The organism is Chryseobacterium tagetis (assembly GCF_016735585.2).
Taxonomy (GTDB): Bacteria; Bacteroidota; Bacteroidia; order Flavobacteriales; family Weeksellaceae; genus Chryseobacterium; species Chryseobacterium tagetis.
Genome location: NZ_JAERSE020000001.1, coordinates 91912 through 114731, shown reverse-complemented (window position 1 = coordinate 114731; position 22820 = coordinate 91912). Strand labels below are relative to the sequence as shown.

Genomic DNA, 22820 nt, shown 5'->3' with positions numbered 1-22820 from the left:
TTTTAAACCTTGTATTTTTTAATAAATTGCGTGGGAGTCATTCCGGAAGTTTTTCGGAATACTCTCACAAAATAAGAATATTCTTCATAGCCCAGCCTGAAAGCAATTTCTACCAGACTTTCATCCAGATACATCAGCATTCTTTTAGCCTCCAAGATCGTTCTTTCGGTAATCACATCTGTTGCCGTTTTTTGCACCACGGTCTGAGTAATACGATTTAAATGTTTTGGAGAAATATCCATTAGTGAAGCATAAAAAGCAATTGATTTTTCTTTACTGAAATACTGCTCTACCCAATTTTCAAAATCCTGGTAATGTTTAAAATAAGAAAGACTTGCCGATGAAGCCAAATGATCAAAATCTCTGGAAAACTGTCTTGTTGATTTTATAAAGATCTGTGACATCAGCGACAGCATATATCCGTTTTTCATCGCATCCTGCCCATGATATTCTTTTTCCAGCTCGAGAAATAAACTAAGGTTTTCTTCTAATTCAGTTTCATTAAGCTGCAGTTTCCGTGGAAAATTAACCGATCCGAAAAAGGGAAAACTTCTTAATTTTTGATGTACATAATGCATTTCGTAAAAATCCGGCAGACAAAAGAAAAGGTAACCTTCAATATCGTCTGAAAGTTCCCAACTGTGAATTTGTCCGGGAGACATAAAAAATAAGCTTCCTGCTGAAATTTCGTACTTCTGAAAATCGATCTCGTGAATCCCAGTTCCTTTGGTGAACAAAATCGTAGCATAAAAGTCATGACGGTGGGCTTTTTCAAGATGACGATGCCCTACAATGAGGTGATTCTGTAATGTGCTGAAATAAAAATCAGAGGCACTTTTCCCCGACTGAAACAGATCGATATGAAGCACTGAAATAGAATCCAATGTAATTTTTATTTTAAATCAAAAATAGTGAAAACAAAAGTATTTTCTTTAGAAATTCATGACGACTTTTAGTTTTATTAAACACAGAAAACATAAACATACATTATATATTTGTTACGTTTTTTAAAAATTTTTATCTTTGAAGATTAGGATTCTAAAAATGAAGATAAATTTACCCGATAAGCTGTATTATTCAATAGGAGAAGTCGCAAAGGCATTTGATGTAAACACTTCATTAATACGTTATTGGGAACAGGAATTCCCCATTATAAAGCCTAAAAAAAACAAAAAGGGGAACCGATATTTCACTCCTGAAGATATCAGCAATTTACAGATGATCTATCATTTGGTAAAGGAAAAAGGCTATACACTGGATGGAGCCCGTGTTGCACTAACGACCAACAGCAAAATTTCTGAAACCGTTACTTTAATAGACCGTTTAGAATTTGTAAAAGCAGAGCTTCTGAAACTGAAAGACTCTTTGGCTGAAAAAGATACTGAAAGCCTTTAATTTCTGTAAAATCCTCATATCTATAATTTTACATTTCATTTTATTCCCATATTGTTAGATTTAATTTGATTTTCTTATTAAATTTACTCTATGATGAAAAAAGGTTATTACACAAAAATAGCAGGATTAGGTATGTTCCTGCTCGTTCTTGTTGCATTTCAGAATTATTCTAAAGCAGGAAACGAGAATTTCCCAGAAGTTAAATTCATTTCTGAAAACAAATCTATTTTAGAGCTAGCAGACTTTGATCCCAATGATCTGGATGAAAAACAATGGCAGCATTTGGGTTTTTCTTCAAAACAGATTGCCACCATCCTGAATTATAAAAAAATCGTCGGAGGAAAATTCACTTCAAAAGAGCAGTTCAGAAAATGTTTTGCTATTTCCGCAGAAAAATTTGCAGAACTGGAACCTTATCTTGCTCTGCCGGAAAATAATAAAGAAGCAGCATCCGGCAATTTCAAAAGTTTTGAAAAAAAGACGATTACAGTTTCCGGAAAATTCAATCCGGATCATTATTCTGCTGAGGACTGGATAAAAATGGGATTCAGCGAAAAACAAGCAGATGCCATTCTGAAATATAAAAGTTATTTGGGAGGCAGTTTTGTAAGCAAGGAAAAATTTAAAGAATGTTTTATCATCAGCGGAGAAAATTTCCAGAAGATCAGTCCTTATTTGATACTTCCTGAAAACACTCCTGCAAATTTTAATAAGTATTCTAAAAACTTTAAAACTGAAAAGACGAAAATTCTGTACCATACTTTTGATCCGAATATTTTAGACCTCGAAGGGTGGAAATCTTTTGGTTTTTCTGAAAAACAGGCGCAAACGATTATTAATTATCGCGACCGAAATTTAAAAGGAAGTTTCAAAAATTTAGAGGATATTCAGAAATGTTTTGTGATTTCTGCTGAAAAGTTTGAAGAGATGAAGCCTTTTATTAAATTAAGTTCAGTCCAAAATAATGAAAATCAGAAACATGAAACAAAGCAACAAGAAAAAACTGACTTTTCGAAAGTAGATCTGAATGCAATTACTTTCAAACAGCTGATCGAATTTGGATTTGATGAAAAAGCGGCAGGTTCACTGATCGGATTTAGGAAAAAACTGGGCGGATTTGTCAATAAAGAGCAAATTCTAACCACTTACAATATTGATCCTGAATTAACACAAAAATTACTGTCAACAGCTCAGCTGAACACTTCAAATGTTCAGAAATATACATTAACAGAAGCTCCTGAAGAATGGCTGAAAAACCATCCTTATTTTAAATATTCTGCGGATAGAATTATCTATTACAGAATCACTAATCCTGATGACAGAAAAATCTGGAAGTATTTGAAACTAAAACCTGAATATGAAACAAGGATGAGATTATATACCAAATAAAACCTTAGTCCACAGTCTTACTGGAATCTTCTAAAAGCATATTGAGCGCAGAAAGTTCTTCATTCGTCAAATCTCTCCATTTACCGATCGGGAGATCTAATTTTAGATTCATGATACGAATTCGCTTAAGCTTTTTTACTTCATAGCCCAAAAACTCGCACATTCTACGGATTTGTCGATTCAGACCTTGTGTAAGCACGATTCTGAAGTTCATATCGTCTATTTTTTCAACCTCACATTTTTTAGTGACTGTATCTAAAATAGGAACTCCATTACGCATTTTTTCCAAAAATCTCGGGGTGATCGGCTTGTCTACTCTTACCAGATATTCTTTTTCATGATTGTTCCTTGCTCTAAGGATTTTATTCACGATATCACCGTCACTGGTAAGAAGAATAAGACCTTCGCTCGGTTTATCAAGCCTTCCGATCGGGAAAATTCTCGTTGGATGATTGATGTAATCAACAATATTATTTTTCTCGCGTTTTGTATCTGTCGTACAAACAATACCTACAGGTTTGTTAAACGCAATATAAACCGGTTTATCCTGCGGCTCACGAATCGGTTTTCCGTCTACTTCTACAAGGTCTTCATCAGAAACTTTTGTTCCCAGTTCAGGAATCTGACCGTTTATTTTAATTCTTCCTTCTTCCAAAAGCTTATCTGCTGCTCTTCTAGAACAGTATCCTACTTCTGATAAATATTTATTAATACGCGTTTTTTCCATTAATCTTCTCCGTAACCTGTATAATTTTTATTGCTGAAAATGGTAATTCCATAGCTTAAACCGATAAAAAACGGATTTTTATTAGCATTTCCTAATTTATAGCCTTCCAGAATAATTCCTCCTTCCTGACTTAATCTTTTTGAATAAGAGACTTGCATTCCTAATCTTGCACCCCAGAATTCAGAATCTGAAACGACTGCATTATTGATCTGCTTTCCATAATTCAGATCGATATAAAACGGACGGTCTCCCGGATCAAAAATAATTTTCGGCTGAACCATGACATACATCAAATGATAATTGTCTTGTATAAAACTATATTTAAGCCCCATTCCCAATGCAAAGTTAGGAAGAAAATTGTATCCACCAATTGCCGTAATTCCGTAGCTTATTTTATTTGGTGCTTTCGGGACAATATATTGGGTATTGTTGGGAACTCCTTTTTCTGTAAATATATTGTATCCTATATTTACAGAAGGATTAAAATAAAAATCCATTTTCTGTTTTTTTGATTCTGTATTTTGCGAAAAGGATAATAAAGAACCACATAAAGTGGCTAATAAAAGTAATTTTTTCATCATGAATTATTAAATCTAAAATCGTTTTCTAAGAAATCTGATGTGGCATCTTCAATTTTATAGTCTCCGATTTTTGTTCTTCTCAATTGTGTTAAATAAGCTCCTACTCCCAATTCCTGACCAATATCGTGAGCCAGACTTCTGATATAGGTTCCTTTTGAACAGCCTACCGTAAAACTTATCAAAGGAAGATCAATTTTAACATCTTCAATATAAAAGATGGTTGTTTTTCTTGATTTCATTTCTACTTCTTCTCCTGCTCTGGCTAAATTGTAAGCTCTTTGTCCGTCAATTTTTATCGCTGAGAAAACCGGTGGTTTCTGTTCAATTTCTCCTAAGAACTTTTCTAAAGCAGTTTTGATATGCTCTTCTGTAATATGCGAAAAGTCCTGATGAAGGATTTCAGGTTTCTCAGTATCGTAAGATTCTGTTTGTACACCTATTTTTATCTCAGTCCAATATTCTTTCGGCGCATCCTGTATTTCAGGAATTTTTTTTGTGAATTTCCCGCAGCAAACAATAAGAAGTCCTGTAGCTCTGGGATCTAAAGTTCCGGCATGACCAATTTTGAATTTTTTGGGAAGATTAAACTCTCTTTTGAGTTTATATTTCATTTTATTGACTGCCTGAAAAGAGGTCCAATCCAAAGGTTTGTCCAATAAAAAAATGTGTCCTGATTGTAGTTCTTCTGCGGTCATTATTGATGAGTAATAGATAAATTTGAATACATTTTTAATGTGTATTGATTAATTCAGACTTCTTAATTTAAGATTGGGATAGTCAATGATTCCCGGAAAAAATATTTTGTATTCTTCTGGATTTTGCTGAAAGAAATCGCGTCTTTTCTTAATGAAGGTCAGCTTTTGTTCAGTAGATAGTTCTTTAAGGGGATAAAAAGAACCATATTCTCCCTCTTCTCCAAAACTGCACGAATACATTTCTTTTACAGAAATCCCATTATTTTTAAGTTCCTGAAAGAAATAATCGTTCTTATTATCTCTCAAAAAATCTCTTTTCTTATCTCTCGGGCAACAAACCGAGCCAAAAAATTCTGAGTAATAGGAAACAATAGCATTTGGAGGAACTGAAGTCTTTCTATCTTTAAATTTGATTTTAGGATAGTTCTGAGAATTCAGTGAAATACTGTCCCATTTTGATTCATTTCTTTTCACAAAATAAAACTTATCCGTTTTCATGGGCTCTGCATGGCCTTTTATTTTATTTGAAAATTCCCTGACACTCTTATAATATACCTTATCCGGAGAAATTAAAATGAATTCATTACTCTGAGGCAAAAAAACATTTTTATCAAAGAATAATTCGTTTGGAATATGGGAAGCATTGTAGAAAACCGGTTTTTGATCACTTGTAATTTTCAACGGAATATCGATCAGAAATACATTCCCGGATTGAACTACATTTTCATCTTTTATCAAAATAACTTCATCAAAAACCTTTTCTTTCCAGTTCTGAGAAAAGAGAATTTTAGAAAATAGAATAAAAAAGAGAAAATATTTTTTCAATTCTTCTTATTTAAACCAATAAAAATAAATCAGCAAAGCCAATCCAACGAAAATACGATACCATCCCCAAGGTTTGAAACCGTATTTATTCAGTACTCCGATGAATGCTTTTATGGCAATGAGCGCCACTATAAATGCAACAACATTTCCCACAATAAAAATGGTCATGTGATCTTGTGAAGCCATAATCATTTCATATCCTTTTTGCGGATTAGCAGTTTCTTTTCCCCAAGTTTTTACAAAAACCGAGTACACTGTAACGGCCAACATGGTAGGAACTGCTAAAAAGAATGAAAATTCTGCTGCCGCTTTTCTTGTTAGTCCCTGTGTCATTCCTCCGATAATGGAAGCTGCACTTCGGCTTGTTCCGGGCATCATTGCCAAACACTGCCAAAATCCAATGGTAACGGCTTTTCTTATTGTAACTCCTTTTTCATCATCAATTTTAGGATTTTTAAACCATTGGTCTGCAAAAAGCAGAACAACTCCACCTAAAACCAAAACAGATGAAATTGCAATTTGATTTCCTAAAACGGCTTCGATTTTATCATCGAATAAATATCCTAATACTAATGCCGGAACTACAGCAAAAGCAAGTTTATAGTAAAATTTCAGATTGCTTAAATCAAAGAATTTTTTCCAATAGGCAACGACTACCGACAAAATTGCTCCAAACTGAATAGACACCTGAAACATTTTTAAAAATTCATCTTCCGGCAATCCCATAAGGTTTGCTGTGAAGCCCATGTGAGCCGTTGATGAAATAGGAAGATATTCTGTTAATCCTTCTATAATCGCAATAATAATCGCTTTGATTAAGTCCATAATTTATTATTTTATCAAAAAAAACTTTGTCAAAGTTCAGAACTTTGACAAAGCTATTATGTCATTTACTTTAAAAACACATTTATTTTTTTTTCAAAATCGCGTATACTTCTATAGCAAAACCAATTACTACAAAAAGAGGTGCAATTCTGATTCTACGGATAGAAAATATACCGTCATTCCAGGAATTAGGATCAAATTTTCCATCTACGGTATTCGCATCAGGTCCCATCATTAAAAGAAATCCAACTACAATACATGCTAAACCGATCAACATCCATTTAAAGTTTTCTTTTCCGAAGTAAAATGTATTTTCTTTGGAAGTTTCTGTTTCTTTTCCGAAATCAGATGCGGAAAATTTATTTGTTTTATTGCTCATTTTTATGAATAATATAAATCATCAACATTCGATTTCAGGAATCTCCAGGTAGCAATCACCGTACTTAATACGGTAATAAAAATACCAACTCCCAATACTAATAAGACTAACCAGAAATATTGTTGGTTATCCTGTACGAATGCTGAACCAATTTGACTTGTGAAGTAGTACCAGACTCCAAATAAGGCCAAAAGACCTATTAAGGAACCAATAGCACCTAAAATAATGGCTTCTATGATAAAAGGCTTTAAGATAAACCTTCTTTTTGCTCCTACCAACTGCATGGTTTTAATGATAAATCTTTTCGAGAAGATCTTCAGACGAATCGAGTTGTTAATTAAAACAACAGCCAATACTAAGAACAGAAGGGAGAAACCTAAGATCCATTTTAAAATCCTGTTCAGGTTATTATATACATCCACCATAAGACTGCTGTCATTTTTAACGTCTACAATCCCCGGAACTGAACTTATAATTTTAATGGCTTCATTTATTTTTGCAGGATCTACATACTCTGGCTTCAAAGCGACTTCTATAGATGAAGGAAAAATATTTTCTTCAAACAGGGCATCACTATCGATTCCCATGCTTTTTTTAGCTTCCTGAGCTGCTTTTTCTCTGGAGATATACGTTGCTCTTTTTACAGGAGCTAAAGTCTGTACTTCTTTAAAAGTTTCTTCTTCAAGTTTTGCAATTTTCACAGAATCTTTAGCGTCATAATTTTCATCAAAGTAAGCATTTACAACAAGCTGTTCTTTGATATAATCGGAATATTTCTGAGCATTAATTAAGATAAGCCCCATTAATCCCAACAAAAATAACACTAAGGCAATACTTATTACTACTGTAATATTGCTAGACCTAAGCCTTTTCTTATTAAATTCATCTACAGATTTAGCCATTAATATTAAAATTTTTGGCTAAAATAGAAAAAAACTTCCGAAATTTGGGAACGAAAAAGAGAAAATCACTGTTAATAAAATCATAAAAAACATTGAGTGTAAAAGCAAAAAAGCATCTTGGTCAACACTTTTTGACGGATGAAAACATCGCAAGAAAAATTGTAGAAGGTCTTAGTTTTGAGAGCTATAATAAGGTAATGGAAGTAGGCCCCGGAATGGGAGTTCTTACCAAATATCTTTTGGAAAAAGACCAGCATATTTACCTTGCAGAGATCGATAAAGAATCGATTGAATATTTAAAAAACAACTATTCTAAAATAACTGAAGAAACTTTTGTAGGGGATTTCCTGAAACAGGATTTTCAGTTTACGAATGGGGAACAGATTGCCATCATTGGAAATTTCCCTTATAATATTTCGTCTCAGATCCTATTTAAAATCATAGATCATTATGAGCTGATTCCTGAAATGGTGGGAATGTTCCAAAAGGAAGTTGCTGAAAGAACTGCCGCAGTTCCGAGAACAAAGGATTACGGAATTTTATCGGTTCTGGTTCAGGCATACTATGATACTTCGTATTTGTTTACGGTTCACGAAAACGTATTCAATCCCCCTCCTAAAGTAAAATCAGGGGTCATCAGATTAACAAGAAATCCCAAAGAAGGTTTAGCCGGAAATGAGGTTCTTTTTAAACAAATCGTAAAAGCAGGATTCAATCAAAGAAGAAAAAAGCTGTCGAATGCTTTAAAAGTTCTGAATATTCCGGAAGCGTTAAAAACTCATGAATTTTTAGACAAGAGAGCGGAAGAATTAAGCGTTGCCGATTTTATTTCTTTCACTCAGCTTTGGAAAGAAAATCAGTAATCTTAATACCGTAAAAAAATAAAAAGCCTTTCAATGAATTGAAAGGCTTTTATCTTTATTAAAAAGTTATTATTCTCTGTTTTTCAACATAATCCATCCTGAACTACTCATCTGTACTTTCGATTTTGGATATTGGAAGTTGAATTTATACCAATAGGTTGCAGTAGATAATCTTTTTCCTCCTACCGTACCATTCCAAATTGGATTTTCCTTTGTAAATCTGAAAATTTCAACCCCATATCTGTCATAAATAGAACCTGTGAAGTTATCAAAATCTCCTAAAGAAGAAAGATCAAGAACATCATTAATACCATCCTGATTCGGAGTAATAATATTGTTGATATGCAATGTAAAGAAGTCTACTGAGTTTTCACAGCTTCTTCCCTGTGTTTTTACATACACTGTATAATTCGTATTGTTCGTCAATCCACTGAATACGTTAGAAGCCTGCCAATTAATTCCATCGATAGAATATTCTAAGGTTGTCGGAATATTATTAATTGAAGGATTAATAGCTGTTACGGTCAAAGTATTATTGTTATCATAATTCAATGCGGTAATGAATGGAGAAGCAGCTGCCAATACTTTTGCAGTGAAAGTTCTCTTACAGTATCCGTTATCAATAACGACGGAATAAATTCCAAGTTTATCAACATTTATGGTTTGTGTAGATTCTCCTGTACTCCATAGGTAAGTATAATTAGGCCCTGTTCCTGCATCTAAAGTCACTCTGTCTCCTATACATGTTTCAACATCTTTCAAAGCTGTAACGATCTCCGGAACAACTTCTACCGTAATTTTTGCAGGCAATGTAGAAGTACATCCTTTAACTCCTATTGCATATACCTCAAATGTTGTGGTATGGTCTATAACTACCGTTTGAGTGGCTCCTGTTCCTGAAAAATTGCTCCAATGGTAGGTTGTTCCTCCTGTAGCCGTTAAATCCACAGAATCTCCCGGACAAATTTTCAATTTCGAAGACACTAACGTTGCTGTCGGGGTCGCTTCTTTTGCAAGCGTCAGTTCTATCATTTTACTACAGAATCCTCCGTTTGAAACGACTACATACAGGATTTGCCCATCTGTACCATTAAAATGATAAATATCCTGTATATAATTATTATTCTGAGCTATTGCATCTGCCTGGTTGGTATAAAAATGGAATACCGCTCCCGGTGTATTACTAATTAATGGTTTTGAAAGATTTAAATCAAAATTAGGAACATCCGGAGTAGAGCAGAAAAGTAAAGTCGCATCCTGCGCAGAAGGTGTTGTTCCTCCATTAATAACAATAGAAGCTGTTCCCGGACAAGGGCTTCCCGGATAACTTACTTCAACGGTATAGGTTCCCGGCTGAACTGCCGTAATAGAATTGGTTGTAGCCCCCTGTATAACACTAGTAGTTGTACCATTACTGTAATACCATTTATAATTAACATTGGGGTCACTTACGGAAGCCGTAATTACTTGTGGGACATTATCACAAACATTAATTTCTTCTGGCAAAGTAGCCCCGCTTGGGTCTAGTAATTCTACTCCAATATTAAATGAACCTCCTTCTAAAAATACTGCTGAATCGAATGCTGTATCTCCTGCATCGGCAATTACCATTTTAAAGTGATATGCCTGTCCTGCCACTACTGTAGCGGTTGCCGTTAAAGGTACTGTTCTACCATTAAAATTTGTTTCAATATTGGTTGTATTGTATCCTCCAAAATATATTGCATTAACAGCAGCACAACCTAATGGACCTCCTGCAAATGTAACATCCGGACGAATATTCGTCACACTCACCGGACCTGCACTTCCCGGAAGAACGGCCATATTTTGATAAGGCCCTCCTGCAACAGGTCTAAGCAATAAAGCAAATGCATCTGAAAAGCTACACGGATATGTTCCTGTATATTCTTCAGAAGCAAAAAGGTAATTAAATTTTACCTGCGAAGAAGTCGGAACGAAATCAAACTCTAAAATTACAGCATCTTTTAAGACTTTCGTAGGGTTTGTAGCCGCTACTAAATCAGGATCACTTCCCGTTCCTACAACATCACTTATAGGACTATTAACGTCAATATAATCATTTCCTGTACTCTTTGCTTTCCCCGTAACTAATACGATTCCATCTTTAAAGGGAAAACTGGTTGTACCCCTGTTAAAATACCCCCATGCTCTATTATCGTTACTCGCCGGTAAATTAGGAGTCACCTGAACATTTGAAACCTGAGGTGTAACGCAAGAGTTGGTTCCTGAAGATATCAATACATCTTTAACCAATTGAGTAATATCAAAACCTGATGGAGCATACGTAGGTGTATTTACATCAATAAAAGACCCTTGTTTCTTTGCCAAACCAGTATTCGGTTTCGGGACTTTTCTTGTCTGATCCGTTTGTGAAAATAAAAGATTAGTAGCTAAAATAAAAGAAAAAACTAATAAACATCTCCCCATAATAATATTTGTTTAAACAAATTTAATTTATTTTTAAATATATGACACACATTTATTCATTTTTATACAAAAAAAATAACCTCCATATGTATGGAGGTTATTTTTAATAATTCTAATTTCTATTTTTAAGTAAGATCCAGCCAGTTCGCTGTTCCAGCTTTTTGCTTGCCGGATTTTCCCACTGTACCCGATACCAATATGTTCCGGTAGGGACATTCATATTTTTAATATTCCCATTCCAAATTGTATTGGATTTACCTGCTTTAAATACTTCTGCTCCGTATCTATCAAATATGGATGCTGCAAAATTATTGTAATTGCTTATGCCGGAGAAATCAATTCCGTCATTGATCCCATCCTGATTCGGCGTAATTGCATTATTAATAACAAATGTATAGAACTCTAAAGGTGTGCTACATTTTGCATCTTTTATTCTTACTCTTAAATTATAATTCGTGTTCTTTAAAACATTATAAAATACATTAGAAGCCTGCCAAGTCACTCCTCCATCAATAGAATATTCTAATATTCCTCCTGTAGGATTCGAGGCAGATAAAGTTAAAGTTCCGCTATTATATACAACATTTGTAAATTGTGGTAAATCCGGATTATACAAATGAGCCGTAAATATTTTTGAACAGGTACCATTACTAATTTCAACGGTATAAGTACCCGGTATATTGGTTGTCATGGTCTGAGTAGTAGCTCCTGTACTCCATAAGTAGGTATAGTTCGGGCCAGCTCCTGCATCAAAAATACCAGAGTCACCCGCACAAGCATAAACATCTTCTAAAGAAGAAACAATTGCAGGAACAACTTCTATTGTTATTGTTGCAGGATTAACGGATGTACATCCGTTTCCTCCTAAAGCGTATACTGTATATGTTGTCGTTGTGGTAGGTGTAACAACCTGAGTATTACCATTTCCTGTTAAACCTATCCAGTTATAAGTAATACCACCTGTCGCCAATAAAGTAACAGGTTCTCCTGCACATATTTTTGATTTGGAAGCAGAGATCCCCGCGATAGGAGGCCCAACAACTACTGTCACAGAAGCCTGGTTTTGAGAAATACAGCCATTTGCTCCAACTGCGTATACTGTATATGTTGTTGTCACTGCCGGTGAAACTGTCTGAGTACTTCCGTTTCCTGTAAGACCATTTCCCCAGTTATATGTGGCACCGCCATTAGCAGTAAGAGTAACAGATTCTCCGGCACATATCTGAGCTACAGATGATGTCAAAGCCGCTACTGGAGCCACTTTATTTTCCGTTACAGTAATGTTTGCCGTATAGGCACAACTTAAATTCCCTGGTTGTGATGTGTTTGAAACAGTTAATGTATATACACCACCTGCACTCACAACCGGAGTTAAAGTATTGGCTCCGGATACTATCGTTCCACCTGTAGTCGTCCATGCAATCGTAGATCCTGTCGGAATTACTGAAGAAGATGCATTTAAAGTAATCTGCGATACTATACATGTAATATTCTGAGGCGCTGCAATCGTTAAAGTAGTCACTGGCGTTTTCAATAATGATAAGCTAACTACATAGCTACATCCTCCATTTTTAACCAATACATAAATTGTTTGGTTTCCTGCACTTGGGAAAGCAGTAGGAACAGCAATCGTATTACCATTCCCCGCTGTAGCATCTGCCTGATTTATATAATAGGCAAAGGTAACTCCTGTTACTGTAGATGTTATTTGAGTTTGCGCAGAAGTTAGATCATAAGTAATATTTCCAGGTTCATAGCATTTAATTAAAGTTGCATTCTGCACGGTTATTGGCTGGCTAACTTCAATGGTAATAGTTGCCGGAGTCTGAGAAGCACATCCATTGGCACCAATTGCATTTACAGTATATGTTGTTGTCGTTGTAGGAGCCACAACTTGAGTATTCCCTGTTCCTGTCAAACCTGTCCAAGTATAAGTAACTCCTCCTGCTGCCGTTAAAGTCACACTTTCACCAGAGCAGATCAATACTTTTGAAGCCGTTAAAGTTGTTGTAGGCGGCGCACTATTCCCTGTTACCGTTACATTGGCAACAGCCGTACATGTCACATTGTCCGGCGCAAATGTATTAGAAATAGTCAATGTATAAACCCCTGCTGCACTTACAACCGGAGATAATGTATTTGCTCCAGATACTATAGTTCCACCAGTAGTTGTCCAAGCAAATGTAGATCCTGTTGGATATGTAGATGCAGAAGCATTCAAAGTAACCTGAGGCGTAGCACATGTTAACGTTGAAGGCGGAGCAATGGAAGCGATCATCTGAGGTGCTTTAACCAATTGTAATTGGGCCACCTTAGAACAGAAACCATTTTTAACCAATACATAAATCGTTTGTCCTCCCGCACTTGAAAATGCAGTAGGAGCAGCTATTGTACTTGCATTTCCAGCATTAGCATCTGCCTGATTTAAATAATATGAAAAAGTAGCTCCGGCTGTTGTACTGATTGAAGCTTGAGCTGAAGTCAAATTATAAGTTATATTTCCGGCAGCATAACAGGCTGTTAAAGTAGCATTTTGAACAGTCGGAGAAGTTCCTCCTACAATTGTAACCGTTGCCGTTCCGGGACACGTATTCCCAGGAACCAAAACCTCCACCTTATAAACTCCCGGTTGTGTTGCCGTATAAGAACTTGAAGTTGCTCCCGGAATAATTCCGTTATTCAAATACCACTGGTAAGTTGCACTTGGGTTCTGAACAGAAGCACTGAAAGTTTGTGGCTGATTATCACAAACATTAATAGAAGCCGGTAACTGAACACCTGTAGGGTCTAAAATTTGTACTCCTATATCAAATGATCCTGCTTCCAAAAATACTGATGAATCATACGAACCATCATCCCAGTCTGCCAACACCATTTTAAAGTGATAAGATTGTCCCGGAGTTACAGTAGCTTTTGCTGTTAAAGGAATTGTTCTTCCATTAAAATTCGTTTCTATCGCTGCAGTATTATATCCTGCAAAATAAGCTGCATTTAGAGGACCACAAGCTAATGCTGCTCCATTAGATTTTGTAGCAGGCCGGATATTAGTTACACTTACGGCACCTGCACCTCCAGGAAGAACGGCCATATTGGTATATGTAGATCCCGGAGTATTAGGTTTTAACAATAGAGCAAATCCATCGGTAAAGTTACATGGATAGTCTTCAGCATATTCTTCAGAGGCGAAAATATATCTGAATGTAACTTCATTTGAAGTCGGTACGAAATCAAATTCTATATAGGTAGCATCATTATAATTATTAGCCACTCCTAAAGCAGTAGATAAATCCGTGTCTCCTGTTGTCGAGAAAGTATTACTTAAAACACCCGAAATAAAAGAATTCCCCGCATTTCTCGCATATCCTGTAGATAATACAATTCCTTTTGTAAAAGGAAATGCTGTAGTTCCTTTATTAAAAAAACCCCATGTTCTGTTTTGGTTAGAAGCAGACAAGTTGGGAGAAACGGTAACGTTTGTTATATTAGCATTGGTACATGCTGTTCCTCCTTTTATAAGTACATCTTTTATTAATTGGGCAATATCGTAGCTTGATTCAGGGTAGGTACTTGTATTTACATCAATAAAAGCCCCTGATTTCATACTTTGAGAGGTAGGCATAGTTGTAGTTCCTGTTCTCCCTTTCTTTTGAGAAAACATAAAATTACTCCCTATAAGCACTAAAAACAAAGCAAAAAATAGACTTCTTGTCCTCGTATTTAACATTTTACAATCTTTTAAACAAAAATAACATTTTTTTTGGTTAAAATTTAATTTTGGTTAGGCTATGATATAAGATATTTAATTTGACATCATTATTATCATAAAAAAACAAACAGGGCTGAAAAATCAGTCCTGTTTGTTTTTATTTATAGGTTATTGTAAATTATTCAATATTTTTCAACAGAATCCAACCTGTTTTTACAACGATCTGTTTGGTTGCAGGATCTTCAAAAGTTACCTGATACCAATAAGAACCTGTAGGAAGTTTTTTACCTTGGAATAAGCCATCCCAATAAGGGCGTACTTTTTCAGCGCTGTAAACTACTCTTCCATATCGATCTGAAACAACAGCTTTAAAACTATTATACTTGCTAATTCCTCTGAAGTCGATCATATCATTCACATTATCCCCATTCGGAGTAATTACGTTTTTCATGATGAATGTAAAGTATTCTAAAACTCCAACACAACTTGTTTTTTTAACTCTTACTCGGATAGAAACAACCGTATTATTAGGAATTTTTGTAAATACATTAGAATTTTGCCAAGTCACCCCATTATCAGCAGAGTATTCCAATGGTCCATTACTTGGGTTACTTGCCGTAACGATCAATGTCCCATTTTCATTATAGTCTACTTTTATAATTTCCGGAACGATTGCTCTAATAACTTCAGTCTTATATACATTTGTACAAACCCCATTGTCAATTATCACAGAATAAGTTCCTGGTGTAGCTACAGAAATTGTTTGCGTTGTAGCTCCCGTATTCCATAGATAAGTATAATTAGGACCTGCACTCGCATCTAAGGTAATCTGATCACCTTCACAGATCATTCCTCCGGATAAATTGGAAGCAAGAGCCGGAACCACTTCTACTGTAACAGTAGCCGGTTGTAATGATTTACACCCTTGAGCTCCGATTGCATACACAGAGTAGGTTGTTGTCTGCGTCGGAGAAACCGTTTGTACCGGATTTGTCCCGGATAAACCACTCACCCACTGATACGTTACCCCATTAGAAGCCGTCAAAGTAATTGATTCTCCTAAACATATTTTTGTTTTTGTAGCCACTAACTGAGCAACTGGTGTAGCCTCTTTTCTCAATGTTAAAGTAACCATTTTGCTACAAAAACCTCCGTTTGAAACGACAACATACAAAACTTGTCCATCTGTTCCGTTATAACTTGCTAAGCTCGCATCAGGAATATAACTACCATTCTGCGCTACAGCATCCGCCTGATTTACGTAAAATCTAAAAACAGCACCTGCAGTTGTACTGATCTGTGGCTTTGCATCATTCAAGTTAAATGTACTTACTGCTGGCGTTGTACAAAGCTTCATGGTTGCATTTTGCGCTGTAGGAGTTGTTCCTCCCACAATGGTTACTTTAGCTTCAACTGGACACGTGTTTCCAGGAATAATAACTTTAACCGTGTAAACACCCGGCGATGTTGCAATATAAGTTGCATTTGTTGCTCCCGGTATTAATACTCCATCTTTATACCATTGATAAATCGCTCCAGTAACACCAGAAACCTGAGCCACCAAAGTCTGAGGAGCATTATCACATACATTCATACTTGCAGGTAATGCAACTCCGTTACTATCAACAAGCTTAATACCTATATCAAAAGATCCTGCCTCAAGAAATACGGCAGAGTTATAAATCGTATCACGAGCATCGGCTATTACCATTTTTATATGATAAGACTGCCCCGGAACCACTGTCGCTACAGCTGTTAATTTTGCTGTAATCCCATTAAAGTTGGTTGCATTAGGTGACAGGGAACCAAAATATTGTCCATTAATAGGTCCGCAAGAAAAACTTGCAGGAAGAATATTCGGAACGGAAACAGGACCTGCACCACCCGGTAAAATCGCCAAGTTTGTATAAGTAGATCCCGGTGTATTAGGCTTCAACAACAAAGCGAAGGCATCGTCGTACTGAAGAGGGGGACAAGGATAACTTCCCGTATATTCTTCTGAAGCGAAGATATAGTTAAATTTCATTTGATTACTGGTAGGTACGAAATCAAATTCTAAAACACCGGCGTTGTTAATTGATGTTGTCACCCCGGTAGCAGCGATAAGATCTGCATCACTTCCGCCTCCGTTTGAGTCACTGAGTACCCCACTTTCCAATGCATTCCCTGCTCTTCTTGCAAAACCTGTTGATAAAACAATACCTTTTGCAAAAGGAAAATTGGAAGTAGCTTTATTAAAGTATCCCCAAAAGCGGTTATTATTGGTAACCGGCTGATTCGGACTTACCGAAACATTTGAGATATTAGAACCTGAACATCCTCCGGAGTTCCCTACCAATACATCATTTACTAATTGCGTAATAGTATAATTACTTTCCGGATAAGGCGCTACGTTCACATCAATGTAATCGCCCGCTTTGGCATTAGCAGGAATTTTTTCTTTAGCATTAGGAATTCTCTTTTGTGCATAAGAGACAATACTAAAAAGGAAAAACAGAGCAAAACTAATCTTAGAGTAATTTTTCAATCTATAATTTAACATTTTATAATTGTTTGTTCAAAAATACTATTTTTTTTGATTTAAAATTACCTTAATCTATATAATTAATAACGATATATCAATTTATTTACGTTCTAATCTTATTCTAATTTCGTTCTAATTTTAAATTAAAAAAAGACTAATCTACAATTAGTCTTTTTCATAAATATATTATTTGCAGTTTTAACAAATTAGTGTAAAATTAATCTTTTTTAAGTTCATCAATCATACTCTGAAGTTCCTGTATTTTATCTTTTAAGGATTTGATTTCATTCTTGTTTGAATTGACATTACTCTTCAGCATTACAGCTTTCGCTCTTTCACTGTGATCTTCATCATCCTCATCTTCATTAATTTCCTCTATATCTTCCTGAATATCTTCTATATCTTCATTAATTTCTTCTATATCTTCACTGATCTCCTCAATATCCTCACTGATCTCTTCTATATCTTCCTGGATATCTTCAATATCTTCCTGAATGTCTTCAATTTTCTCATGACTTTTATTGACAGACATCTGAATGAAAATTGCAAGGTAAATCGCTTCTAAAGAAACTACTGTAGTCAAAATAAGAAGCATTTTGTCAAACTCTACAATATGCAATATGGGAAGAAGAAATGAAATAATAAAAAACAACGTATGCACAATAAGGGACGGGATAGAACCAATCCACCAAGTAATTCCATTGGCAATTTTCTCTAAAAACTCTGCTCTTTCATTATACTTTTTCATCTTCTTTTATTTTTATATTAACTCTTTTGTAACGCCTAACCCAAATAATGCAAAATCATATTTTGCAGGATCTTTATCATCAAACTTACGGATAGCAATATCAAGCTCTTCTACAGTTTTCCAGTCATTTTGCGTTCTTACCACCAAACCTAATTTTCTAGACATATTTCCGGTATGCACATCCAAAGGAATTGATAAAAATTTTTGATCTATATTTTCCCAAATCCCAAAATCTACTCCTCGCTTATCTTTACGAACCATCCATCGCAAAAACATGATAATCCTTTTCGCAGATGAGTTTTTGTAGGGTGAACTTATATGTTTATGACTTCTATGTTTTTCAGTTCCTAAAAAATCACTCCTGAATCTTTCGATCCCATGCTGAAAATTGGATTCTGTATCATTGGTTTTAAATAAATTTTCCAGACTTTCGTTTTCTTTATAAATCCTTTGAAACTGTGTGATAAAATATCCGAAATCCTCTCCGTTGAAGGTACGATGAATACTTTTATCCTGAAGAATTTTCAAATCTTTATCAGAATGATTCATTACAAAATCATAAGGAGAATTCCCCATAATATCCAGTATCTTTTCAGCAGATTTAATGATCGATTTCCTATTTCCCCAAGAAATCGTTGCGGCAAGAAACCCTGCAATTTCAATATCCTGCTTCAAAGAAAAACGATGCGGAATCTGAATGGGATCATTTTCAATAAAATCAACATGGTTATACTGATCTGCTTTTTCATCAAGAAAAGTTTTCAGTTCTTCAAAACTCAACTTCATTCTATTAAATTTTCACAGCTTCCAAAGCTTTTGGTAAAAACGAATTGGCAAATACGGTTCTCGCCTCATCTGTAAAGACCGTCAGATCTCCGTATCGATTAGAAAAATGTCCTAAAATCAGTTTTCCAACATCAGCTTTTTGAGCAATGGTTGCTGCTTCTAAAGCCGTTGAATGCCCTGTATAATCTGCCATTTCTTTTAGATCATGTAAGAATGTGGATTCATGATAGAGAACCGTCACATTTTTAATAATTGGAATGACACTTTCCAGATATCTTGTATCACTGCAAAAAGCATAGGAAACGGATGGAGCAGGATCAACAGTCAGAATCTCGTTTTTCAACACATAACCATCACTTAATACAAAATCTTTTCCGGCTTTTATATTGTGATAATCACAGGTTTCAATCTCACTGTATTTTGCAATTTCCTTCATATTGAGATGACGTTCCTTTGGTTTTTCCTTAAAAAGATAGCCATTGCAGTAGATTCTGTGATCCAGCGGAATTGTATGCACCTCTACTCTATGATCTTCATATATCAGTTCAGAAACATTTTTATCCAGCTCATGATAGACCACTTCAAATCCTCTATGTGTTTCTGTAATAGAAAAGATGGTTTCAAGCATATTTTTAATTCCTTTCGGACCATAAACATGCAACGGAACTTCTCTTCCCAACAAGCGGAACGATGCAATGAGTCCCGGCAATCCAAAGCAATGATCACCATGAAGATGGGAAATAAATATATGATTGATTTTTGAAAATCTTGCTTTAGCTTTTCTCAGCTGAACCTGAGTTCCTTCTCCACAGTCGATCAGGAAGTTTCTTTCTTCCATTTCCAGCAACTGAGCAGTGGGTGAAGTATTCACCGTGGGAATCGCCGAGTTAAAGCCTAATATCGTTAAATAAGTACTCAATTTATTAATAGTGTATTATAGCAACAAATGTACAACAGAAAATCTAAGAACTTCAGTTTCTTGTTTTACATTTCGTGATTAATTATTATTCTTTCACTTTCAGGAAATCTAAAAACAAATCTAATGCCTGTTTTCTGTGGCTGATTTTATTTTTGGCTTCCGGTTCCATTTCAGCAAAAGTCATGTCATATCCTTCCGGTACAAAAATAGGATCATATCCAAAACCTTTAAAGCCTTTATTTTCAGTCAATAAATTCCCATGAACTCTTCCGTCAAAATATTTAGCCCCGTCTCCGTCATAGTAACATAAAACGGTAATGAAATAAGCTTTTCTGTTTTCAACACCCTCCATTTCACTCAAAACTTTCTCAATATTTTTAGCAAAATCATGATCTCCTGCATAGCGTGCAGAAAAAATCCCGGGTCTTCCGTCTAAAGATTCAACCACCAAACCACTGTCATCACCCAAACTTGGAATTCCTGTTTTTTCGAAACAATATTTAGCTTTAATCAGAGCATTTGCATTAAAAGAGTCTCCGTCTTCTATAATTTCATCGTGAATATCATAATCTGTAAGACTTTTTACCACGAATTCGGCCCCTAAAATCTGCTGAATTTCTTCTTTTTTATGTATGTTGTGTGTTGCGACTAATAATTCCATTTTATTTTTTAATTGATCAATTTAAATCTTGGCGAAAATATTATTAAAGATTATAAAGCTTTTTAGCTTACAAGTTTTTTAATCTTTGGTTCTATATTTCAGAATAATGCACTTTATATTTTTTCATAAATAAATAGTAAAATAATGAAAAAAGTATAATTCCGATGAGTAATATCACCCATTCTGAAACTTTAAAAGCATCCGCAAAACTTTCCGTTTTAGTATAGGATATTAAAATAGATGAACAAAGATTATTAAACGCGTGCAAAAGCATGGGAAGCAATAATGATTTTGTCTTATAATAGACCAAACCCAAAACACAACCCAGCAAAACCGCACCTACAAACTGCCACGGATTTGCGTGAACCAATCCAAAGACAACGGATGAAAAAAGAATAGCTTTCCATGGTTCAATTCCTTTATTTATCAGTCCTTTCTGCATGATCCCTCTGAAAATAATTTCTTCAAAAACCGGAGCCATCACAACCGCCGTAATGAACATAATAACAGGATCATCTGTAAGTTTGCTCATCAGTTGTTCAAAAAATTTATAATACTCTCCAAAAAATGGTCCTGTAGTCGGAATCTGAGCTGTAATAAATTCTCCTATGAACATCATCCCGATCATCAAAGGAAAAATAAGAAGATAGGTGTAAAAATTAGTTGGTGAGAAATTAAAGTTCAGTCGTTTTTTGGTCGTTGGTCTTACAATGAAAAAATCAAAAGCTGCAATGATCGGAACAAAAACCAAAGCATTCCCTGCCATTATAAACCATCCTTCATTCTGAATATCTTCTTTATAGACAACATTCCAAAACACGCTTAAGAGCATTACTATCATACTTCCGAAAATATAACCTCCCAACAAAACAACACCGCCCAACCATGTGAATGTATATTTCGGATATTTGCTAACTTCCATTATTTTACAATTAACAATTGAAAAACAAAGATAATTTTTTTGCAAGGCTGAAACAACTAAAAAAAGAAATTCATTATTTTCAAAGATTTCACTGACTAGCTTTACGTTTATTGCTTTGTATTAAAATTATTGCGCAATCGTTTTCATCAATACTATACTTTATAATTTTTTAAGATAAATTTCTCTTTAAAGCTATTTATATGAAGTAACTTTGCATCTTAATTTTTTCACATGGATAGTTTAGTAAATCGGTCAGAGAATGTTAACTTATCCTTGCTTACTTATGTGTGTTTTACTTTTGTAGGATATTTCATTATAGGATTATCTCTGTCTGTTCTTCCGATTTTTATTAATAAAAATTTAGGATTCAGTTTAGTGGTTGCCGGATTGGTGATCAGTTTACAATATGTTTCCACTTTTTTTCTGAGAGCCTATTCAGGAAAAATCATTGATGGAAAAGGACCAAAACCAGCTGTTTTATTCAGTATGGTGAGTTTTTCGTTAACCGGGATTTTCCTGATTATTGCTTATTATTTTAAATTGTCGCCATTGCTCAGTCTTACGTTTCTGGTTATTACCCGTTTGTTGACAGGTTGTGCAGAAGGAATGATTGGTGCGAGTCCTATCAACTGGGCAATTATGGCAGTGGGTGAAAAGCATACTGCTAAAATTATTTCTTATAATGGAGTTGCCTGTTATGGAGCTTTAGCAATTGGAGCTTCTCTTGGAGTTACTATTGAACAGGAATTCAGCCTTTACGGAATCGGAGTACTTTCAATCATCTTAGGAATTTTAGGATTTCTTTTTGCTAAAACCAAAGAAAATAAAACGAATACCAATCCACAGGAAACCCAATCTTTCTGGAAAGTTTTGGGAAAAGTAGCTCCTTTCGGAGTCTGTCTGGCTTTAGGAGGAATCGGTTTTGCTTCCATCTCAACATTCATTACCTTATATTACAATCATTTTCACTGGAATAACGGAGCTTTATGCTTAAGCGTTTTCGGAGGATTATTTGTTGCCGGAAGATTGGTTTTCAGTAATGTCATCAATAATTATGGCGGAATAAAAGTAGCGATTGCCTGTCTTTTAGTGGAAACTATCGGACTTTTGATCATTGCTTTTGCTTCCAACTCACAAATGGCTCTTGTCGGAGCCGGAGTTACCGGTTTAGGATTTTCATTAATATTTCCTGCATTGGGTGTTGTTGCTATTAAAAGCGTTTCGCCTTCAAGTCAAGGGTCTGCATTAGCAGGATACGGACTTTTTATCGATCTTTCATTAGGAGTTGCAGGACCATTAATTGGTGGTGTAGCAGATATTTATGGAATGAGCTATATTTTCCCTTTCAGTGCGGCGATGGTTTTTATTGGATTAGGATTGGCGTATTTGCTGAAAAGAAAATCAAGTTTATAATACTTAAAAATTCAACCACAAAAGTCACAAAAGATTTCAACACATTAGTATATTTAAGAGTAAAATCTTTGTGCGTAAAGAGCACATTAGTTAAAAAAAATCTTTGATTTTT

At 35.1% G+C, this 22820-nt stretch carries 20 protein-coding genes; 4 read left to right on the top strand and 16 right to left on the bottom strand.

All coding sequences use genetic code 11. The features are described 5' to 3' along the window. Positions 1-2: 2 nt before the first annotated feature. A complete protein-coding gene (locus JI747_RS00485; RefSeq protein WP_225685504.1) occupies positions 3-884 on the bottom strand; it encodes an AraC family transcriptional regulator in 882 nt (293 codons plus the stop codon). Between the two features lie 160 nt (positions 885-1044). Here JI747_RS00485 and JI747_RS00480 point away from each other — a divergent pair, with 160 nt between their 5' ends. Beyond that, the gene (locus tag JI747_RS00480; protein ID WP_225685503.1) at positions 1045-1395 is read left to right on the top strand and encodes a MerR family transcriptional regulator; all 351 of its coding nucleotides are present in this window, start codon (positions 1045-1047) and stop codon (positions 1393-1395) included. 90 nt (positions 1396-1485) lie between these two features. Further along, on the top strand, positions 1486-2784 hold the full coding sequence (locus JI747_RS00475) for a helix-hairpin-helix domain-containing protein (RefSeq protein ID WP_225685501.1): 1299 nt from the start codon (positions 1486-1488) through the stop codon (positions 2782-2784). Positions 2785-2788: 4 nt separating this feature from the next. Here JI747_RS00475 and rluF read toward each other — a convergent pair whose 3' ends face one another. The 7 genes from rluF to JI747_RS00440 form a co-directional block, all read right to left on the bottom strand. Beyond that, positions 2789-3511, bottom strand: a complete 723-nt coding sequence (gene rluF / locus JI747_RS00470) for a 23S rRNA pseudouridine(2604) synthase RluF (RefSeq protein WP_225685499.1) — start codon at positions 3509-3511, stop codon at positions 2789-2791. Continuing rightward, positions 3511-4008: a hypothetical protein gene (locus JI747_RS00465; protein ID WP_225685498.1), complete on the bottom strand. Its 498-nt coding sequence runs from the start codon at positions 4006-4008 to the stop codon at positions 3511-3513. Before JI747_RS00465 ends, rluF begins: the two co-directional genes overlap by 1 nt. Positions 4009-4088: 80 nt before the next feature. Beyond that, complete coding sequence (gene truB, locus JI747_RS00460) at positions 4089-4787, bottom strand: tRNA pseudouridine(55) synthase TruB (protein ID WP_225685497.1); 699 nt, start codon at positions 4785-4787, stop codon at positions 4089-4091. A 48-nt stretch (positions 4788-4835) separates the two neighbouring features. Continuing rightward, positions 4836-5612 (bottom strand): hypothetical protein, encoded by a 777-nt coding sequence (locus tag JI747_RS00455; protein ID WP_225685496.1) that lies wholly within the window; start codon positions 5610-5612, stop codon positions 4836-4838. 6 nt (positions 5613-5618) lie between these two features. Beyond that, positions 5619-6437 (bottom strand): undecaprenyl-diphosphate phosphatase, encoded by an 819-nt coding sequence (locus tag JI747_RS00450; RefSeq protein WP_225685495.1) that lies wholly within the window; start codon positions 6435-6437, stop codon positions 5619-5621. Between the two features lie 82 nt (positions 6438-6519). Then, on the bottom strand, positions 6520-6816 hold the full coding sequence (locus JI747_RS00445) for a DUF3098 domain-containing protein (protein WP_225685494.1): 297 nt from the start codon (positions 6814-6816) through the stop codon (positions 6520-6522). A 2-nt stretch (positions 6817-6818) separates the two neighbouring features. Beyond that, positions 6819-7718, bottom strand: a complete 900-nt coding sequence (locus tag JI747_RS00440; protein ID WP_225685493.1) for a cell division protein FtsX — start codon at positions 7716-7718, stop codon at positions 6819-6821. Between the two features lie 92 nt (positions 7719-7810). Between JI747_RS00440 and rsmA the strand changes: the two genes are divergently transcribed. Next, positions 7811-8581, top strand: a complete 771-nt coding sequence (gene rsmA / locus JI747_RS00435; protein WP_225685492.1) for a 16S rRNA (adenine(1518)-N(6)/adenine(1519)-N(6))-dimethyltransferase RsmA — start codon at positions 7811-7813, stop codon at positions 8579-8581. 69 nt (positions 8582-8650) lie between these two features. On the opposite strand, the gene JI747_RS00430 is transcribed toward rsmA, so the two are convergent. The 8 genes from JI747_RS00430 to JI747_RS00395 all read right to left on the bottom strand — a co-directional run bounded on the left by JI747_RS00430 (position 8651) and on the right by JI747_RS00395 (position 21295). Further along, positions 8651-11029, bottom strand: coding sequence for a choice-of-anchor L domain-containing protein (locus tag JI747_RS00430; protein ID WP_225685491.1), 2379 nt, complete (start codon positions 11027-11029; stop codon positions 8651-8653). 112 nt (positions 11030-11141) lie between these two features. After that, complete coding sequence (locus JI747_RS00425) at positions 11142-14753, bottom strand: choice-of-anchor L domain-containing protein (protein ID WP_225685490.1); 3612 nt, start codon at positions 14751-14753, stop codon at positions 11142-11144. 160 nt (positions 14754-14913) lie between these two features. Then, on the bottom strand, positions 14914-17277 hold the full coding sequence (locus tag JI747_RS00420; RefSeq protein WP_225685489.1) for a choice-of-anchor L domain-containing protein: 2364 nt from the start codon (positions 17275-17277) through the stop codon (positions 14914-14916). Positions 17278-17476: 199 nt separating this feature from the next. Beyond that, positions 17477-18007: a DUF1003 domain-containing protein gene (locus JI747_RS00415; RefSeq protein ID WP_225685488.1), complete on the bottom strand. Its 531-nt coding sequence runs from the start codon at positions 18005-18007 to the stop codon at positions 17477-17479. Positions 18008-18019: 12 nt separating this feature from the next. After that, positions 18020-18793, bottom strand: a complete 774-nt coding sequence (locus tag JI747_RS00410) for a TIGR02757 family protein (protein WP_394371112.1) — start codon at positions 18791-18793, stop codon at positions 18020-18022. Positions 18794-18797: 4 nt separating this feature from the next. Beyond that, on the bottom strand, positions 18798-19712 hold the full coding sequence (locus JI747_RS00405) for a ribonuclease Z (protein ID WP_225685487.1): 915 nt from the start codon (positions 19710-19712) through the stop codon (positions 18798-18800). 85 nt (positions 19713-19797) lie between these two features. Beyond that, entirely contained in the window at positions 19798-20373 is a 576-nt protein-coding gene (gene rdgB, locus JI747_RS00400; RefSeq protein WP_225685486.1) for an RdgB/HAM1 family non-canonical purine NTP pyrophosphatase, read from the bottom strand. Between the two features lie 91 nt (positions 20374-20464). Further along, positions 20465-21295, bottom strand: a complete 831-nt coding sequence (locus JI747_RS00395; protein ID WP_225685484.1) for a CPBP family intramembrane glutamic endopeptidase — start codon at positions 21293-21295, stop codon at positions 20465-20467. Positions 21296-21526: 231 nt separating this feature from the next. Here JI747_RS00395 and JI747_RS00390 point away from each other — a divergent pair, with 231 nt between their 5' ends. Then, complete coding sequence (locus JI747_RS00390) at positions 21527-22708, top strand: MFS transporter (protein ID WP_225685483.1); 1182 nt, start codon at positions 21527-21529, stop codon at positions 22706-22708. Positions 22709-22820 lie beyond the last annotated feature (112 nt).

Coding starts and splice junctions, on each gene's coding strand:
- JI747_RS00415 (WP_225685488.1), bottom strand. CDS start 18,007: ATGAAAAAGTATAATGAAAGAGCAGAGTTTTTAGAGAAAATTGCCAAT.
- truB (WP_225685497.1), bottom strand. CDS start 4,787: ATGACCGCAGAAGAACTACAATCAGGACACATTTTTTTATTGGACAAA.
- JI747_RS00390 (WP_225685483.1), top strand. CDS start 21,527: ATGGATAGTTTAGTAAATCGGTCAGAGAATGTTAACTTATCCTTGCTT.
- JI747_RS00430 (WP_225685491.1), bottom strand. CDS start 11,029: ATGGGGAGATGTTTATTAGTTTTTTCTTTTATTTTAGCTACTAATCTT.
- JI747_RS00445 (WP_225685494.1), bottom strand. CDS start 6,816: ATGAGCAATAAAACAAATAAATTTTCCGCATCTGATTTCGGAAAAGAA.
- JI747_RS00425 (WP_225685490.1), bottom strand. CDS start 14,753: ATGTTAAATACGAGGACAAGAAGTCTATTTTTTGCTTTGTTTTTAGTG.
- JI747_RS00480 (WP_225685503.1), top strand. CDS start 1,045: ATGAAGATAAATTTACCCGATAAGCTGTATTATTCAATAGGAGAAGTC.
- JI747_RS00440 (WP_225685493.1), bottom strand. CDS start 7,718: ATGGCTAAATCTGTAGATGAATTTAATAAGAAAAGGCTTAGGTCTAGC.
- rluF (WP_225685499.1), bottom strand. CDS start 3,511: ATGGAAAAAACGCGTATTAATAAATATTTATCAGAAGTAGGATACTGT.
- JI747_RS00475 (WP_225685501.1), top strand. CDS start 1,486: ATGATGAAAAAAGGTTATTACACAAAAATAGCAGGATTAGGTATGTTC.
- rdgB (WP_225685486.1), bottom strand. CDS start 20,373: ATGGAATTATTAGTCGCAACACACAACATACATAAAAAAGAAGAAATT.
- JI747_RS00395 (WP_225685484.1), bottom strand. CDS start 21,295: ATGGAAGTTAGCAAATATCCGAAATATACATTCACATGGTTGGGCGGT.
- JI747_RS00450 (WP_225685495.1), bottom strand. CDS start 6,437: ATGGACTTAATCAAAGCGATTATTATTGCGATTATAGAAGGATTAACA.
- JI747_RS00420 (WP_225685489.1), bottom strand. CDS start 17,277: ATGTTAAATTATAGATTGAAAAATTACTCTAAGATTAGTTTTGCTCTG.
- JI747_RS00410 (WP_394371112.1), bottom strand. CDS start 18,793: ATGAAGTTGAGTTTTGAAGAACTGAAAACTTTTCTTGATGAAAAAGCA.
- JI747_RS00465 (WP_225685498.1), bottom strand. CDS start 4,008: ATGGATTTTTATTTTAATCCTTCTGTAAATATAGGATACAATATATTT.